The sequence below is a fragment of the Staphylococcus simulans genome (assembly GCF_025561465.1).
Lineage (GTDB): Bacteria > Bacillota > Bacilli > Staphylococcales > Staphylococcaceae > Staphylococcus > Staphylococcus simulans.
The window spans coordinates 1,874,610-1,889,765 of the sequence record NZ_CP095100.1 but is presented as its reverse complement, the minus strand read 5'-3'; the positions used below and the strand labels follow the sequence as shown (position 1 = coordinate 1,889,765).

Sequence of the window (15,156 nt, the reverse complement as noted above, 5' to 3'; positions counted from 1 at the left end):
CTTCAACATGAAAGCAAGCCGACCGCTCTTTTCTTTAGGTACCCCTCAATGTACCTTTACTGAAAAGTTAAGATTTTATTTATCTAAACCTCTACGCATTTTTTCAGCTAATAACGTATTGTTTAACACCATTGTAATTGTCATTGGGCCAACGCCACCTGGAACTGGTGTGATTGCGCCAGCAATTTCTTTTACTTCATCATATTCAACGTCACCTTTAAGTTTGCCGTTTTCATCTGGTGTGTTACCCACATCAATGACAACTGCGCCTTCTTTAACGTCGTCTTTTGTGACTAAACCTGGACGACCTACAGCGCTGACAATAACGTCTGCATTTTTAAGATGTTTGCTCATGTCTTTTGAACGAGAGTGTAAGATAGTCACTGTCGCATTTTGTTGTAATAATAGTTTTGAAACAGGTTGTCCAACGATATGAGAACGTCCAATAACAACTGCTTCTTTACCTTCTAAATCAATATCCGCATTTTTCAATAATTCCATAATACCTAGTGGTGTACAAGGTACGAATGTTTGTTCATCAATATACAATTTACCGATGTTTGCTGGGTTGAAACCGTCAACGTCTTTTGCTGGGTTGATAGTTTCTAGAACTTTTTGTTCGCTGACTTGTTTTGGAAGAGGTACTTGAACCAAGATACCGCTGACAGAGTCATCGTTGTTTAAACGTTCTAATTCATTTAATACTTCTTCTTCTGAAGCTGTTTCTTCTAAATGAACAATTTCAGAAATCATGCCGATTTTTTCAGCAGCTTTCTTTTTTGATCTTACATAGCTCATGCTTGCGCCATCGTTACCTACAAGAATAACTGATAGTTTCGGCGTATAGCCCTCTTTTTTCAACGCTTCAACTTGATCTTGCAATCCTTGACGATAATCTTTAGCAATTTGTTTGCCATCTAAAATTTTTGCAACCATGTGTAAATTCCTCCTAATAATTTTTCGAACTTTCATTAGTGTTTTGAAGTGTAATACAACTATTTTACATGAAAATCCGGAATTTTAATTGAATTTTCATGAGAAAGTTCGATTTTTGATTGAAAAAGCATGACTTGATTTGTTATGCTATATCTGTAATATACAACTTACTAGATTAAAATTTCAAATAATTGAAAGGGTGTTCAATTTGAAAGTGGCAGTTATTATGGGCAGCTCATCTGACTGGGATATGATGTCAGAAAGTTGTCAGATGTTAGATCAATTTGGAATCCCGTACGATAAGAAAGTCGTTTCAGCACATCGTACACCAAAACTGATGTTTGATTTTGCTACAGAAGCAAGATTGAACGGTTATGACGTTATTATTGCAGGCGCAGGCGGTGCAGCACACTTGCCTGGTATGGTTGCTTCAATGACGACATTACCAGTTATCGGCGTTCCGATTGAATCTAAGAGTTTGAAAGGTTTAGATTCATTACTTTCAATCGTCCAAATGCCTGGCGGAATTCCAGTTGCAACTACTGCAATTGGTAAAGCAGGTGCGAAAAATGCTGGAATCCTTGCAGCGAGAATCTTAAGTATTCAAAGCGATGAAGTGAAAGAGAAATTAGAAGCTTATCAGCAATCACTAGTAGATAAAGTAGGAGAGATGCAAAGTGAACTTCAGTAAATTAAAGTTTGGATCAACTGTCGGTATTATTGGCGGCGGACAACTTGGCAAAATGATGGCACAATCTGCTCAAAAAATGGGCTTTAGAGTCATCGTCTTAGATCCAGACAAAGAAGCACCGTGTCAATATGTAGCACATGAATTTATTAATGCAGCTTATGATGACCTAGATGCATTAAGACAACTTGGTGAAGCTTCTGATGTTGTAACATATGAATTTGAAAACATTGCTGCAGATCAATTAGAAACACTCACAAAAGAATTTAATGTTCCTCAAGGCTATCAAGCCATCCATTTATTACAAGACCGTTTAACTGAAAAACAAACATTAGAATCAGCAGGTACGAAAATCGTTCCGTATGCACAAATCACAAATGCTGAAGATTTAGAGCATGCTGTTGAAAAATTAGGTTATCCATTTATGGTGAAAACACGTTTCGGCGGTTATGACGGTAAAGGTCAAGTGCTAGTACGTTCAGAAGAAGATTTAGCAGAGGCTGAATCATTAATCAAAGTACAAGAATGTGTAGCAGAAAAATTCTTAGACCTTTATAAAGAAGTGTCATTAACTGTGACAATTGGAAATGGCGGTCAAATCGTTTATTTCCCATTACAAGAAAACGAACATCGTCACCAAATTTTATTCAAAACAATCGTACCTGCACGTTCTGATAAAGAAGCAGAAGCACGTGCAGAAGTAGATAAAATTAAAGAAAAAGTGCATTTTGTGGGTACATTTACAGTAGAGTTCTTTATTGATAAAGATAACAACTTATATGTAAACGAAATTGCACCAAGACCTCACAATTCTGGTCATTATTCTATTGAAGCTTGTGACTTCTCACAATTTGATACACACATCTTAGCGGTTACGGGTCAAAAATTACCAGAACGCATTGAAATTTTAAAACCAGCTGTCATGATGAATTTGCTTGGTAAGGATTTAGATTTACTTGAAGATGAATTCGGCGATCATCCTGAATGGCATGTTCATATTTATGGCAAAGCATCTAGAAAACCAGCACGAAAAATGGGTCACATGACAGTTTTAACTGATGACATTGATAAAACTGAACAAGACATGTTGGCAACCTTTAGAGGAGGAGCAAAATAATGTCATTATTATACGAAGGTAAAGCAAAACGAATTTTCTCAACAGATGAAGACGGCGTATTACGCGTGGAATACAAAGATGAAGTGACTGCCGGCAATGGTGCGAAAAAAGACCATATTGACGGTAAAGGCCGCTTAAATAATAAAATCACTTCAATCTTGTTTGAACACCTTAAAGAAAAAGGCATCAAAAGCCACTTTATCAAACAAACGTCTGAGACTGAACAACTTGTTCAATCTGTAGAAATCATTCCGTTAGAAGTGGTCGTACGTAATATTGCGGCAGGTTCTATCACAAGACGCTTAGGTTTTGAAAAAGGACAAAAATTTGAAACACCACTTGTAGAATTCTTCTATAAAAATGATGCTTTAAATGACCCTTTAGTGACAGATGACCATGTAAGATTATTAAACATCGCAACAACTGAAGAAATTGCACAATTGAAAGAAATGGTATTAGGCGTTAATAAAGCGTTAGTTGAATTGCTTGATAGTATCAACTTACGTTTGATTGACTTTAAAGTAGAATTCGGCCGTACAAAAGATGGTCAAATTCTTTTAGCAGATGAAATTTCACCAGATACTTGTCGTATTTGGGAAAAAGACAGTGACACTAATTTTGACAAAGACGTATACCGTGAAGACCGCGGTTCAATTATCGAGACTTATCAAACTTTCTTAAATAAACTGGAGGATCTTAAATAATGAAAACTATCGAATTGCACATCACATTACAACCACAGGTATTAGATACACAAGGACAAGCACTTAACCGTGCCGTACATGACTTAGGCTATAACCAAGTGAATGATATCCGTGTAGGTAAATTACTTTACATGACAGTGGACGAAGCAACAGATGAAGCGGTTCATAATATCGTTACAACTTTAAGTGAAAAATTATTTGCGAACACAGTCATTGAAGAGTACAGCTATAAAGTAGTTGACGAAAAGGAGAATGCATAATGAAATTCGCAGTACTTGTATTCCCTGGATCAAACTGTGACAGAGATATGTTGAACGCAGCTTTGAAAACAGGCGTAGACGCAGAGTATGTTGATTATCGTGAGACATCATTAGAAGGATTTGATGGGGTGTTAATCCCTGGCGGTTTCTCATTTGGTGACTACTTACGTTCAGGTGCGATGGCGAGTGTTGCACCAGTTATCAAAGAAGTGAAACGTTTTGCAGATGAAGGCAAACCTGTTTTAGGTGTATGTAATGGATTCCAAATCTTAACAGAAATCGGTTTATTACCAGGTGCGTTATTACACAACAGTTCACATTTATTTGTGAGCCGTAACGAATCATTAGAAGTTGTAAATAACAACACACCATTCACAAAAGCATATGCTGAAGGTGAAACAGTAGTATACCCAGTAGCTCATGGTGAAGGCAGCTACTACTGCACAAAAGAGATGTACAAAGAATTAGAAGATAATAATCAAATTATCTTGAAATATAAAGATAATCCAAATGGTTCTTACCACGATATTGCTGGTATTGTTAACGAAAAAGGTAATGTGTGCGGCATGATGCCTCACCCAGAACGTGCATTAGAATCAATTTTAGGAACAGACGATGGCGTGAAATTATTTGAGTCAATGGTAAATAGTTGGAGGGAACAAAATGCCTAAGTTTATTGAACCAAGTATCGAAGAAATTAAATCAGAACATTTATACCGTGATATGGGATTAACAGACGCTGAATATGATAAAGTTGTCGAAATTTTAGGTCGTCAACCAAACTTTACTGAAATTGGTATTTTCTCTGTAATGTGGAGTGAACACTGCTCATACAAACACTCAAAACCATTCTTGAAACAATTCCCTACAACAGGCGAACATGTCTTAATGGGACCTGGTGAAGGTGCTGGTGTTGTAGATATCGGTGATAACCAAGCGGTTGTATTCAAAGTTGAATCACATAACCACCCATCTGCGATTGAACCTTACCAAGGTGCAGCAACAGGTGTCGGCGGTATTATTCGTGACATCGTATCAATCGGTGCACGTCCAATCAACTTATTAAACAGTTTACGTTTCGGTGAATTGGATGAAATCCAAAACCGTACATTATTACGTGGTGTTGTAGCAGGTATCGGCGGATACGGTAACTGTATCGGTATCCCAACTACAGCAGGTGAAATCGAATTCGATGAGCGCTATGATGGTAACCCATTAGTTAACGCAATGTGCGTAGGTATCATTGATCACGATAAAATCCAAAAAGGTACAGCTAAAGGTGTCGGCAACTCAGTCATTTACGTTGGTTTAAAAACAGGCCGTGACGGTATCCATGGTGCAACTTTCGCATCTGAAGAATTAAGTGAAGAAAGTGAAAGCAAACGTCCATCAGTACAAATCGGTGACCCATTTGTAGGGAAAAAATTGATGGAAGCAACACTTGAAGCAATCACTTACCCAGAATTAGTCGGTATCCAAGATATGGGTGCAGCTGGTTTAACATCATCTTCTTCAGAAATGGCAGCTAAAGGCGGCAGTGGTTTACACATGCAGTTAGAAAAAGTACCTGTACGTGAAGAAGGAATCTCTCCATACGAAATGATGCTTTCTGAAACACAAGAACGTATGTTGCTTGTTGTTGAAAAAGGTACGGAACAAAAATTCTTAGACTTATTTGACAGACGTGAATTAGATAGTGCTGTTATCGGTGAAGTTACGGATACAGATCGTTTCGTATTAACTTATGATGATGAAGTTTATGCAGACATCCCAGTACAACCATTAGCAGATGAATCACCTGTATATATTTTAGAAGGTGAAGCAAAAGAATATAACACATCTAAAAACGACTACAGCAATGTAGATGTTAAAGATGTATTCCATAAATTATTAGCACATCCGACAATTGCGTCAAAACGTTATTTATACGAACAATATGACCAACAAGTTGGTGCAAACACAGTTGTAAAATCTGGTTTACAAGCATCTGTAGTACGTGTTGAAGGTACAAACAAAGCAATCGCTTCTACAATCGATGGCGAAGCACGTTATGTATTCAACCAACCATACGAAGGCGGTAAAATGGTCGTTGCTGAAGCATACCGCAACTTAATTGCTGTAGGTGCAACACCATTAGCAATGACAGACTGCTTAAACTACGGTTCACCAGAGAAAAAAGAAATCTATCAACAATTAACTGATTCTACAAAAGGTATGGCAGAAGCATGTGAAGTTCTGAAAACACCAGTTGTTTCAGGTAACGTTTCACTTTATAACGAAACAAAAGGTACTTCTATCTTCCCAACACCTGTAGTAGGTATGGTCGGCTTAATTGAAGACATCGATTACTTAAATGATTTCCACCCACATGCAGGCGATAAATTGTATGTTGTTGGTGAAACACGCGATGACTTCGGCGGCAGCCAAATCGAAAAATTATTATATGGTAAAGTCAACCATGAATCAGAAGCACTTGACTTATCAAATGAAGTTGAAAAAGGCGAACAAATCAAAGAAGCAATCAGAAGCGGCAAAGCGTCTCATGTACAAACTGTCGGTAAAGGCGGCTTATTGATTTCGTTAGCACGAATCAGTGCACACTACGGTTTAGGTGTAGATGCAACATTAGACGTGACTGATGCACAATTATTCAGTGAATCACAAGGTCGTTACATTGTTGCAGTTAAAGCAGGACAATCATTAGATATTCCTAATGCACAAGAAATCGGAACTATCACTGAGGATGACAAGTTCAAAGTTACAAACGGTCAAACAACTGTAGAAGAAAACGTGTCGACGTTAAACGAAATTTGGGAAGGAGCAATTCCTCAATGTATGACATCCGCGGATTAAACGAAGAATGTGGAGTCTTTGGAATTTGGAATCACCCCCATGCAGCAACTTTAACTTATATGGCGTTGCATAGTCTGCAACACCGTGGTCAAGAAGGTGCTGGGATCGTGTGCTCAAACGGCGAATCGCTGTTTGGGGCACGCGGCATGGGTTTATTAACTGAAGCTATTTCAGACGCGCAATTAGAATCTTTACAAGGATTCCAACATGCGATTGGACATGTACGCTATGCGACAACAGGTGCCAGTGAAATCGCCAATGTTCAACCTTTCTTGTTCAAGCATTCAAAAGGTGATTTAGGACTTGCGCATAATGGTAACTTAACGAATGCTGTTCAAATTCGTAAGGCTTTAGAATCTGAAGGCAGCGTCTTCCAAACAACAAGTGATTCAGAAGTATTAGCGCATTTATTAATCAGAGGCAAATCTCCAAGCATTAAATCAAACCAAAAAGCAGCATTGAATCAAGTTAAAGGTGCATTCAGCTGTGTCATGCTGAATACTAATCAACTTGCTGCGGTTAGAGATAACAATGGTGTACGTCCACTCATGTTAGGTGAAGTAGATGGTGCGTATTGTGTCGCAAGTGAAACATGTGCGTTCCAAGCAATCGGTGCAACATATATTCGTGACATCGAACCGGGTGAATTAATTACATTCAGCGGTGACCATGACATAGATTATGATACGTACACGAACCAAATTCACCATAATATGTGTTCAATGGAATATGTATACTTTGCACGTCCAGATTCAGAGTTCCATAAACACTCTATCTATAATGTGCGTAAAGCTTTAGGTAAGAAGTTAGCAAGTGAGATGGGTATTGACGCTGATATTGTTATCGGTGTACCAGATTCATCTTTACAAGCAGCAAAAGGCTTCTCTGAATACTCAGGTATTCCAAACGAACAAGGTTTATTGAAAAACCGTTATATCGGCCGTACGTTTATCACACCAGACCAAAGCGTTCGTGAAAAACAAGTACGTATGAAACATGCGCCGATCAGAGACGTCATTGAAGGCAAACGTGTCGTTGTCATTGATGACTCTATTGTGCGTGGTACGACAAGTAAATACATTGTGAAAGCATTAAAATCTGCTGGTGCGAAAGAAGTGCATATGGGTATTTCATCACCACCATTGGTCGATCCATGTTATTACGGTATCGATGTGTCTACACATGCAGAATTAATGGCAGCACAACATAGTGTCGACGAAATCAAAGACATGATTGGTGCAGACTCACTTACGTATTTATCTGTAGAAGGCATGCATGAAGTGTTTAAAGAATTTGACTCAAAAGGCGAGTGTGACGCTTGCTTTACAGGCAATTATCCAATTGAAATTGTAGATCATCAATTACCAGAAGTTAAAGAACTGAAAAGAAGAGGAGTGTAAAGCTGTGGCAGCAGATTCTTATAAAAATGCCGGTGTGGATATTCATGCTGGATATGAAGCAGTTGAGCGAATGAAGAGCCATGTGCAACGTACAATGCGTAAAGAAGTACTAGGTGGACTAGGAGGATTCGGTGCAGCGTTTGATTTATCACAATTAAACATGCAAAAACCTGTCTTAGTTTCTGGTACAGACGGTGTCGGTACTAAGTTGAAACTTGCGATTGATCACAACAAACATGACACAATCGGTATCGATGCAGTGGCTATGTGTGTCAACGATATTTTAACAACAGGTGCAGAGCCGCTTTATTTCCTTGACTATATCGCAACAAACAAAGTTGTACCTGAAGTCATCGAACAAATTGTTAAAGGTGTCAGCGATGGTTGTGAAGAAACAAATACAGCTTTAATCGGCGGTGAAACTGCTGAAATGGGCGAAATGTACCACGAAGGTGAATACGATTTAGCTGGTTTCGCAGTGGGCGCAGTTGAAAAAGATGAATACATCGATGGTTCAACAGTTAAACCAGGACAAGTAATTATTGGTTTAGCTTCAAGCGGTATTCACTCTAACGGTTACAGCTTAGTACGTCATTTAATTAAAGAATCAGGTGTTGATTTAAATGCTGAATTCGATAATGGTCGTACGTATTTAGACACTTTCTTAGAACCGACTCGTTTATATGTTAAACCTGTATTAGCTGTGAAAGAACAAGTGAAATTGCATGCGATGACACATATCACAGGCGGCGGTTTCTATGAGAATATTCCACGTGCTTTACCTGAAGGTGTCACTGCTGAAATTGACGTTCAATCATTCAATACACCTAAAGTATTCGATTGGTTACAAGAAGCAGGCAAAATCGCAACTGAAGAGATGTACAATATCTTCAACATGGGTATTGGTTTCACATTAGTTGTAGATGAAGCGGACGCAGATAAAACATTAGATATCTTAAAAGGTCAAAATGTTGAAGCGTTCAAAATCGGTAAAATCGTTGAAGGTAAAGAAGAACCTATCGAGTTAACGGGGGTTAAAGCGTGACTAAAGTAGCCATCTTTGCGTCAGGTTCTGGCAGCAACTTTGAAAATATTGCACGACGAGTTCAAGACGGCAGATTAGATAATATTGAAATCACAGCGCTTTATGTTGATCACGACGATGCATTCGCGATTGAACGTGCAGAGAAATTAAACATTCCTGTCCATGTGACACTTCCTAAAACTTTTGATTCTAAAAGTGATTATGAACAACGTTTATTAGAATTGTTAAAAGAAGAAGAAGTGGAATGGATTATACTTGCAGGCTATATGCGTTTAATCGGTCCAGATTTATTGAATGCGTATGAAGGCCGTATTTTAAACATTCATCCGGCTTTATTACCGAAATACAAAGGCATTGACGCAATTGGTCAGGCCTTTGAAAGTGGAGATAAAGTGACAGGTTCTACTGTTCATTATGTAGACAGTGGCATGGATACAGGTGAAATCATTGAACAAAGTCAATGTGATATCTATCCAGATGATACAAAAGCACAACTAGAAGAACGTATTAAAAATTTAGAATATGAACTTTATCCTAGAGTCATCGCAAAAATTATTCGATAAGAGGGGCAATTTCTAACATGAAAAAAGTAATTTTAAGTGTATCAGACAAAACTGGCATTGTAGACTTCGCGAAGTCATTAGTTGAATTAGACTATGAGTTGTATTCTACAGGCGGCACAAAGCGTGCATTAGATGAAGCGGGTGTTCCTGTAAAATCAGTTTCTGATTTAACGAAATTTGATGAAATCATGGATGGCCGTGTAAAAACATTACACCCAGCAGTACATGGCGGTATTTTAGCTGATCGCGATAAACCTGAACATTTACAACAATTAAAAGAAAAAGGCATCGATCTTATCGACATGGTTGTCGTGAACCTTTATCCATTTAAAGAAACTGTCGCAAACCCTGACGTAACTGAAATGGATGCGATTGAAAACATTGATATCGGTGGTCCGACAATGTTACGTGCAGCTGCGAAAAACTTCAAGCATGTGACAACTGTGGTAGATCCTGCTGACTATGACGCAGTCATTGAACACCTTAAAAATAACACATTAGACGAAGCATTCCGTAAATCATTAATGATTAAAGTATTTGAACATACAAATGATTACGATAATGCGATTGTGAATTTCTTCAAAGAAAATAAAGAACAATTACGTTATGGTGAAAACCCTCAACAAACTGCTTACTTTGTACGTACATCAGATGCGAACAATACGATTGCAGGCGCTAAACAATTACATGGGAAACAATTAAGCTTTAACAACATTAAAGATGCTGATGCGACATTAGCATTAGTTAAAAAATTCGAAGAACCAGCTGCAGTAGCGGTTAAACATATGAACCCATGTGGTGTTGGTGTTGGCGAATCAATTGAAGAAGCATATCAAAATGCGTATGAAGCAGATAGCCAATCTATCTTCGGCGGTATTGTTGCGGTTAACCGTCCAGTTTCAAAAGAACTTGCTGAAAAATTACATTCAATCTTCTTAGAAGTTGTCATTGCGCCTTCATTTACAGATGAAGCGCTTGAAGTCTTAACTCAAAAGAAAAACATTCGCTTATTAGAAGTAGATATGGCAGTGGATCACGATGAACAAGAATTTGTATCTGTATCAGGTGGCTATTTAGTTCAAGATAAAGATACAAAAACAATTTCACGTGATGACATGAAAGTTGTGACTAAAGTTGAACCGACAGAAGAACAATGGCAAGCAATGGAATTAGGTTGGAAAGTTGTAGCAGCTGTTAAAAGTAACGCTGTCATCTTAAGTAATGACCATCAAACTGTAGGTATCGGTGCAGGTCAAATGAACCGTGTCGGTTCTGCAGAAATTGCGATTGAACGTGCAATTGAAATTAATGATAATGTAGCATTAGTTTCAGATGGTTTCTTCCCAATGGATGACACAGTAGAATTAGCAGCAAAAGCAGGTATCAAAGCGATCATCCAACCAGGTGGTTCTATTAAAGACCAAGATTCTATTGATATGGCAGACAAACACGGCATTGCGATGGTAATGACTGGCGTACGTCACTTCAAACATTAATCATTCAGGAGGAAAATGCTAAAGATGAAAGTATTAGTAATCGGAGGCGGAGGACGTGAACATGTCCTTGCGCACAAATTAAATCAATCTGAACTTGTTGACCAAGTGTATGCAATTCCTGGAAATGCAGCAATGGAAACTGTCGCTGAAGTGCACGGTGAAATTGCTGAAACTGCACATGATGACATTGTAAAATTTGCGGTAGATCATGAAGTTGAATGGGCAGTCATCGGTCCAGAACAACCTTTAACTGAAGGGTTAGGCGACAAATTACGTGACGCAGGTGTTAAAGTTTTCGGTCCTGGTGCGAAAGCAGCACAAATTGAAGGTTCAAAATCATTTGCGAAACGTATTATGGAAAAATATGACATCCCAACTGCAGAATATGTAGAAGTGGATTCTAAATCTGATGCATTAAAATATGTAGAAGATTGCAAGATTCCTGTTGTCTTGAAAAAAGACGGTCTTGCCGCAGGTAAAGGTGTTATTATCGCGATGACACGTGATGAAGCGAAAGAAGCAGTCGAAACACTGTATCCTGAAGAACAAGGCAAAATTGTATTCGAAGAATTCTTAGAAGGCGAAGAATACTCTGTCATGACCTTTGTGAATGGCGATTATGCTGTACCTTTCGATACGATTGCACAAGACCATAAACGTGCATATGATGGCGATAAAGGACCAAATACAGGCGGTATGGGTGCGTATTGCCCAGTGCCTCATATTTCAGAAGATGTACTAAAACGTACAAATGATGAAATTGCGCAACCGATTGCGAAAGCAATGCAAGAAGAAGGATATCCATTCTTCGGTGTCCTATATATTGGCGCAATCTTAACTGAAGAAGGTCCGAAAGTTATCGAGTTTAATGCACGTTTCGGAGACCCTGAAGCACAAGTATTATTAACACGTATGGAAAGCGACTTAATGCAGCACATTTTAGACCTAGAAGCACGTAAACCGATTGAATACAAATGGAAAGACGAAGCTGTTGTAGGTGTGATGTTAGCGTCTAAAGGCTATCCTGGCTCATATGAAAAAGGTGTGAAAGTCAGCGGCTTTGATTTAGATGGACTTACATTTGTCAGCGGTCTGAAAAAAGAAGGCGACGATTACGTTACTTCTGGCGGCCGTGTTATCTTAGTGATCGGTGAAGGCAAAACAGTTAAAGAAGCCAAAGCAAATGCTTATAAAAAAGCAGATGCCATTGATAGTGAAGGTTTATTCTATCGTCGTGACATCAGTGATAAAGCAATTAAACACGAAGCATAATTTAAAAGAATAGATTTATACTAAAAACAGCCGTACATTGTGTATCGGCTGTTTTTTGGTATGTAGAAAAATACTTGAATAAATTATTGTTAAGTCGTGTATCTTCTAATTATGAAATTGTAGGGACAAAATAAAAAAGCAAGGAAGCAGAACTTCCTTACTCTTCAGGCAATGATTTCGCCATATCAATATAAGCTTGTTTATATCCAGAAACGTAGCGAGAGCTGCGTCTCTTGAATAATTGATGGAAACGCCAAGAACGTTTACGGCTCTTAATGTAACGTTTTAAACGGCGCTTTTTATTTTTTAGTTTTGACATGGTTTCAATTTCTTTGACGGCTTGTTGATAGCCTTTTTCGTATGCATCATTACGTTTTTTCATGAAATTTTGCCCCCAATCTTTCTGTGTGAATCTGATTATTTCAATTATAACATGTATATGACTTTTGACTTAATTAAACGATAATATTTGTTAAATAAAAAATAAGCAGTAAACGGTTGAATCGGTGACCGTTCACTGCTGGGAAAAATATGGATGAATGAAAATGTAAATATTGGTTGGGCTGCAGCTCGACAACCACAGCCCGATAAAAATTTTAAGAATTATAAATGCTTGTGTCAACCACGTACGTCAGTAATTCCTGTAATTGGTAAATAATGAGCTAACATTACAGAAATAATTAATATCGCCGCGAATAATAAGATAAATAAGATGTCGCGATAACTAAATGGTGCGTAGTAATAATACGTTCTTTTACCATCTTTAAATCCTTTTTTCTCCATAGCAACCGAAAGTTGATGTGCTTTTCGTATGTTTTGACTTAACAACGGAATAATTAAATGTTTCACACGCTTGAAACCGCGATAATTTGATTTATCTACCATACGATAACGCATCTTCAATGATTTACGTAGTTGAATGAATGAACTGATAATCAACGGTACCATACGGATGGCAGCCATAAACGCGTAGGCTACTTTTGGTTTTACACGCAAATGCTGCATCAGGCTGTAGAAGATCATCACAATTTGAGACGTAAAGGCCATCACAATACCGAAGAATGTGACGGTATCCGTACGCATAGATAAATGCAGTCCTCTCACTAAACTTTCAGTTGTGATATGAATAAAGCCTAATTTAAATAGGGTATGTGTACCATCTCCGTAGAAAATCATAAAGAGTGCTGAGATGATACTGAATATCACAGTGTAAAGTACGAATAGGGCAGTGACCTTCAATTTCATACCGCCGAAAATCAGTAAGAATAAAAACATCAAAGTGGTTAGGTAAATCATCACATCAAAGTTGTGAATGAAAATCACAAAGAAGAATAAGAAAATACCTAAACCAAGCTTGGTGATAATATTAACTTCATCTACGAAGGTGAAATACTTTTTCCATGCTTCATACATTTGTTTCACCTTCCATTTCAAATAGAACATCTTCACATAACATGTGGTCACGTAATTCGATACGTCTTGTCGGATAACGTTCAATGATATGTGGGTCATGCGTAACCATAATAATCGTTTGACCTTGTGCAACACGTTGTTGGAAAAGATTTAATAAATTAAACGTGTTGTGACTGTCTAAACCAAATGTTGGTTCATCAAGTAAAATAATATCAGCACGTGAACTTAAAGCAGTCGCAACACTTAAACGTCGTTTTTGACCCATTGATAATTCGAAGGGATGTTGATCACGAACTGCTTCTAAATTCAATAATTCAATCAGTTTTTCAGTTTCAGCTTTTGCGCTTTCGCCGCTGAAGTTGATAAAGATTTCTTCATAAACAGAATTCGTAATGAACTGCAGTTCTGGGTTTTGATAAACCAGATACATATGCTTTGCTGCTTCTTTAATTTTATGAAGCGGTTGCCCATCATAAGACATCTCTCCGCGATATTTAATCAATTGCATCATAGACTCAAGTAAAGTGGTTTTACCTGCACCATTTTTACCTGTGATGGTAATCCACTCACCATCGCCGATTGTGAGTTCAGGTACTTGAATGAGTGTTTTCTTACCACGTATGACTTCGCCATTTTCATATTTGAAGCGTGATGTTATGTCTTTATTCGGTAATAATTCAGCTTTAGGTGCATGGTCCCAAGCCTTTGGATGCCATACTCCATATTCAGTCAGCAAATCTTCGTGTTGATGTAAAATCACTTGAGGCGTATCATCTGCGATGATTTCCCCATGATGATTCATTAAAATAACACGATCCACATGTTCCCAAATGTGTTCCACTTTATGTTCTACAATCAAGACAGTTTGTTCTTGCCACATGTCTTTAATTTGATTCCATAAATCTTCTGTCGCATCCACATCTAACATGGCAGTCGGTTCATCCAAGAATAATGTATCTGCTTCTTGAAGCACCGTTTCAGCAATTGCTAATTTTTGTTTCATACCGCCGCTTAATTGTTGAACCGTTTGTTTAGGACCAACGTCTAAGTCGACTGATGCTAATGCTTGTTGAATTAAAGCGTCCATCTCTTTTCTCGGCACTTGTTTATTTTCTAACACAAATGCGAGTTCTTCATAAACCTTTGGCATACAAAATTGTGTGTCTGGGTCTTGGAAGATGACGCCGCTATTTAAATCGACTTCCAATGCGTCATATTTCATTGGAAGCTCGATTAGGTTCGGCACAATGCCGCTTAATACATTGAGTAAGGTACTTTTACCGCAGCCTGAAGGGCCGAGTAATAAGACCTTTTGTTTATCAGGTATTTCTATATCTAAACCATCAAATATTTTATCTGGTGCATTTGGATATTTAAGTCGTAAATTTTGAGCAAGTAACACGTTTATG

At 38.0% G+C, this 15,156-nt stretch carries 15 protein-coding genes; 11 read left to right on the top strand and 4 right to left on the bottom strand.

The window, feature by feature from the left end:
- Positions 1 to 75: 75 nt before the first annotated feature.
- Positions 76 to 936: a bifunctional methylenetetrahydrofolate dehydrogenase/methenyltetrahydrofolate cyclohydrolase FolD gene (gene folD / locus MUA87_RS08870; RefSeq protein WP_002480493.1), complete on the bottom strand. Its 861-nt coding sequence runs from the start codon at positions 934 to 936 to the stop codon at positions 76 to 78.
- 208 nt (positions 937 to 1,144) lie between these two features.
- Between folD and purE the strand changes: the two genes are divergently transcribed.
- Genes purE through purD form a run of 11 tightly spaced genes read left to right on the top strand, consistent with a single transcriptional unit; the run spans position 1,145 to position 12,334 of the window.
- A complete protein-coding gene (gene purE / locus MUA87_RS08865; RefSeq protein ID WP_002480494.1) occupies positions 1,145 to 1,627 on the top strand; it encodes a 5-(carboxyamino)imidazole ribonucleotide mutase in 483 nt (160 codons plus the stop codon).
- Positions 1,614 to 2,741, top strand: coding sequence for a 5-(carboxyamino)imidazole ribonucleotide synthase (gene purK / locus MUA87_RS08860; RefSeq protein ID WP_002480495.1), 1,128 nt, complete (start codon positions 1,614 to 1,616; stop codon positions 2,739 to 2,741). The genes purE and purK overlap by 14 nt, the downstream gene beginning before the upstream one ends.
- The gene (purC, locus tag MUA87_RS08855) at positions 2,741 to 3,445 is read left to right on the top strand and encodes a phosphoribosylaminoimidazolesuccinocarboxamide synthase (protein WP_002480496.1); all 705 of its coding nucleotides are present in this window, start codon (positions 2,741 to 2,743) and stop codon (positions 3,443 to 3,445) included. The genes purK and purC overlap by 1 nt, the downstream gene beginning before the upstream one ends.
- Positions 3,445 to 3,705, top strand: coding sequence for a phosphoribosylformylglycinamidine synthase subunit PurS (gene purS, locus MUA87_RS08850; RefSeq protein WP_002480497.1), 261 nt, complete (start codon positions 3,445 to 3,447; stop codon positions 3,703 to 3,705). Before purC ends, purS begins: the two co-directional genes overlap by 1 nt.
- Positions 3,705 to 4,376, top strand: a complete 672-nt coding sequence (gene purQ, locus MUA87_RS08845; protein WP_002480498.1) for a phosphoribosylformylglycinamidine synthase subunit PurQ — start codon at positions 3,705 to 3,707, stop codon at positions 4,374 to 4,376. Before purS ends, purQ begins: the two co-directional genes overlap by 1 nt.
- Positions 4,369 to 6,558, top strand: coding sequence for a phosphoribosylformylglycinamidine synthase subunit PurL (gene purL, locus MUA87_RS08840; protein WP_002480499.1), 2,190 nt, complete (start codon positions 4,369 to 4,371; stop codon positions 6,556 to 6,558). Before purQ ends, purL begins: the two co-directional genes overlap by 8 nt.
- A complete protein-coding gene (gene purF, locus MUA87_RS08835) occupies positions 6,537 to 7,958 on the top strand; it encodes an amidophosphoribosyltransferase (RefSeq protein WP_002480500.1) in 1,422 nt (473 codons plus the stop codon). The genes purL and purF overlap by 22 nt, the downstream gene beginning before the upstream one ends.
- A 4-nt stretch (positions 7,959 to 7,962) precedes the next feature.
- Positions 7,963 to 9,003 (top strand): phosphoribosylformylglycinamidine cyclo-ligase, encoded by a 1,041-nt coding sequence (purM, locus tag MUA87_RS08830; RefSeq protein ID WP_060803898.1) that lies wholly within the window; start codon positions 7,963 to 7,965, stop codon positions 9,001 to 9,003.
- Complete coding sequence (purN, locus tag MUA87_RS08825) at positions 9,000 to 9,566, top strand: phosphoribosylglycinamide formyltransferase (RefSeq protein WP_105978322.1); 567 nt, start codon at positions 9,000 to 9,002, stop codon at positions 9,564 to 9,566. The genes purM and purN overlap by 4 nt, the downstream gene beginning before the upstream one ends.
- Positions 9,567 to 9,583: 17 nt before the next feature.
- Complete coding sequence (gene purH, locus MUA87_RS08820; protein WP_002480503.1) at positions 9,584 to 11,062, top strand: bifunctional phosphoribosylaminoimidazolecarboxamide formyltransferase/IMP cyclohydrolase; 1,479 nt, start codon at positions 9,584 to 9,586, stop codon at positions 11,060 to 11,062.
- Positions 11,063 to 11,086: 24 nt separating this feature from the next.
- Positions 11,087 to 12,334, top strand: coding sequence for a phosphoribosylamine--glycine ligase (gene purD, locus MUA87_RS08815; protein ID WP_105979573.1), 1,248 nt, complete (start codon positions 11,087 to 11,089; stop codon positions 12,332 to 12,334).
- Between the two features lie 157 nt (positions 12,335 to 12,491).
- On the opposite strand, the gene MUA87_RS08810 is transcribed toward purD, so the two are convergent.
- From MUA87_RS08810 to MUA87_RS08800, 3 genes are all read right to left on the bottom strand, one after another.
- On the bottom strand, positions 12,492 to 12,716 hold the full coding sequence (locus MUA87_RS08810; protein ID WP_002480505.1) for a hypothetical protein: 225 nt from the start codon (positions 12,714 to 12,716) through the stop codon (positions 12,492 to 12,494).
- 236 nt (positions 12,717 to 12,952) lie between these two features.
- A complete protein-coding gene (locus tag MUA87_RS08805) occupies positions 12,953 to 13,747 on the bottom strand; it encodes an energy-coupling factor transporter transmembrane component T family protein (RefSeq protein ID WP_023015950.1) in 795 nt (264 codons plus the stop codon).
- Positions 13,740 to 15,149 (bottom strand): ABC transporter ATP-binding protein, encoded by a 1,410-nt coding sequence (locus MUA87_RS08800; protein ID WP_023015949.1) that lies wholly within the window; start codon positions 15,147 to 15,149, stop codon positions 13,740 to 13,742. Before MUA87_RS08800 ends, MUA87_RS08805 begins: the two co-directional genes overlap by 8 nt.
- Between the last annotated feature and the right edge of the window lie 7 nt (positions 15,150 to 15,156).

Excerpts from the sequence above, each read along its gene's own strand:
- purQ (WP_002480498.1), top strand. The coding sequence starts at position 3,705 with ATGAAATTCGCAGTACTTGTATTCCCTGGATCAAACTGTGACAGAGAT.
- purC (WP_002480496.1), top strand. The coding sequence starts at position 2,741 with ATGTCATTATTATACGAAGGTAAAGCAAAACGAATTTTCTCAACAGAT.
- purF (WP_002480500.1), top strand. The coding sequence starts at position 6,537 with ATGTATGACATCCGCGGATTAAACGAAGAATGTGGAGTCTTTGGAATT.
- MUA87_RS08810 (WP_002480505.1), bottom strand. The coding sequence starts at position 12,716 with ATGAAAAAACGTAATGATGCATACGAAAAAGGCTATCAACAAGCCGTC.
- folD (WP_002480493.1), bottom strand. The coding sequence starts at position 936 with ATGGTTGCAAAAATTTTAGATGGCAAACAAATTGCTAAAGATTATCGT.
- purD (WP_105979573.1), top strand. The coding sequence starts at position 11,087 with ATGAAAGTATTAGTAATCGGAGGCGGAGGACGTGAACATGTCCTTGCG.
- MUA87_RS08805 (WP_023015950.1), bottom strand. The coding sequence starts at position 13,747 with ATGTATGAAGCATGGAAAAAGTATTTCACCTTCGTAGATGAAGTTAAT.
- purS (WP_002480497.1), top strand. The coding sequence starts at position 3,445 with ATGAAAACTATCGAATTGCACATCACATTACAACCACAGGTATTAGAT.
- purH (WP_002480503.1), top strand. The coding sequence starts at position 9,584 with ATGAAAAAAGTAATTTTAAGTGTATCAGACAAAACTGGCATTGTAGAC.
- purL (WP_002480499.1), top strand. The coding sequence starts at position 4,369 with ATGCCTAAGTTTATTGAACCAAGTATCGAAGAAATTAAATCAGAACAT.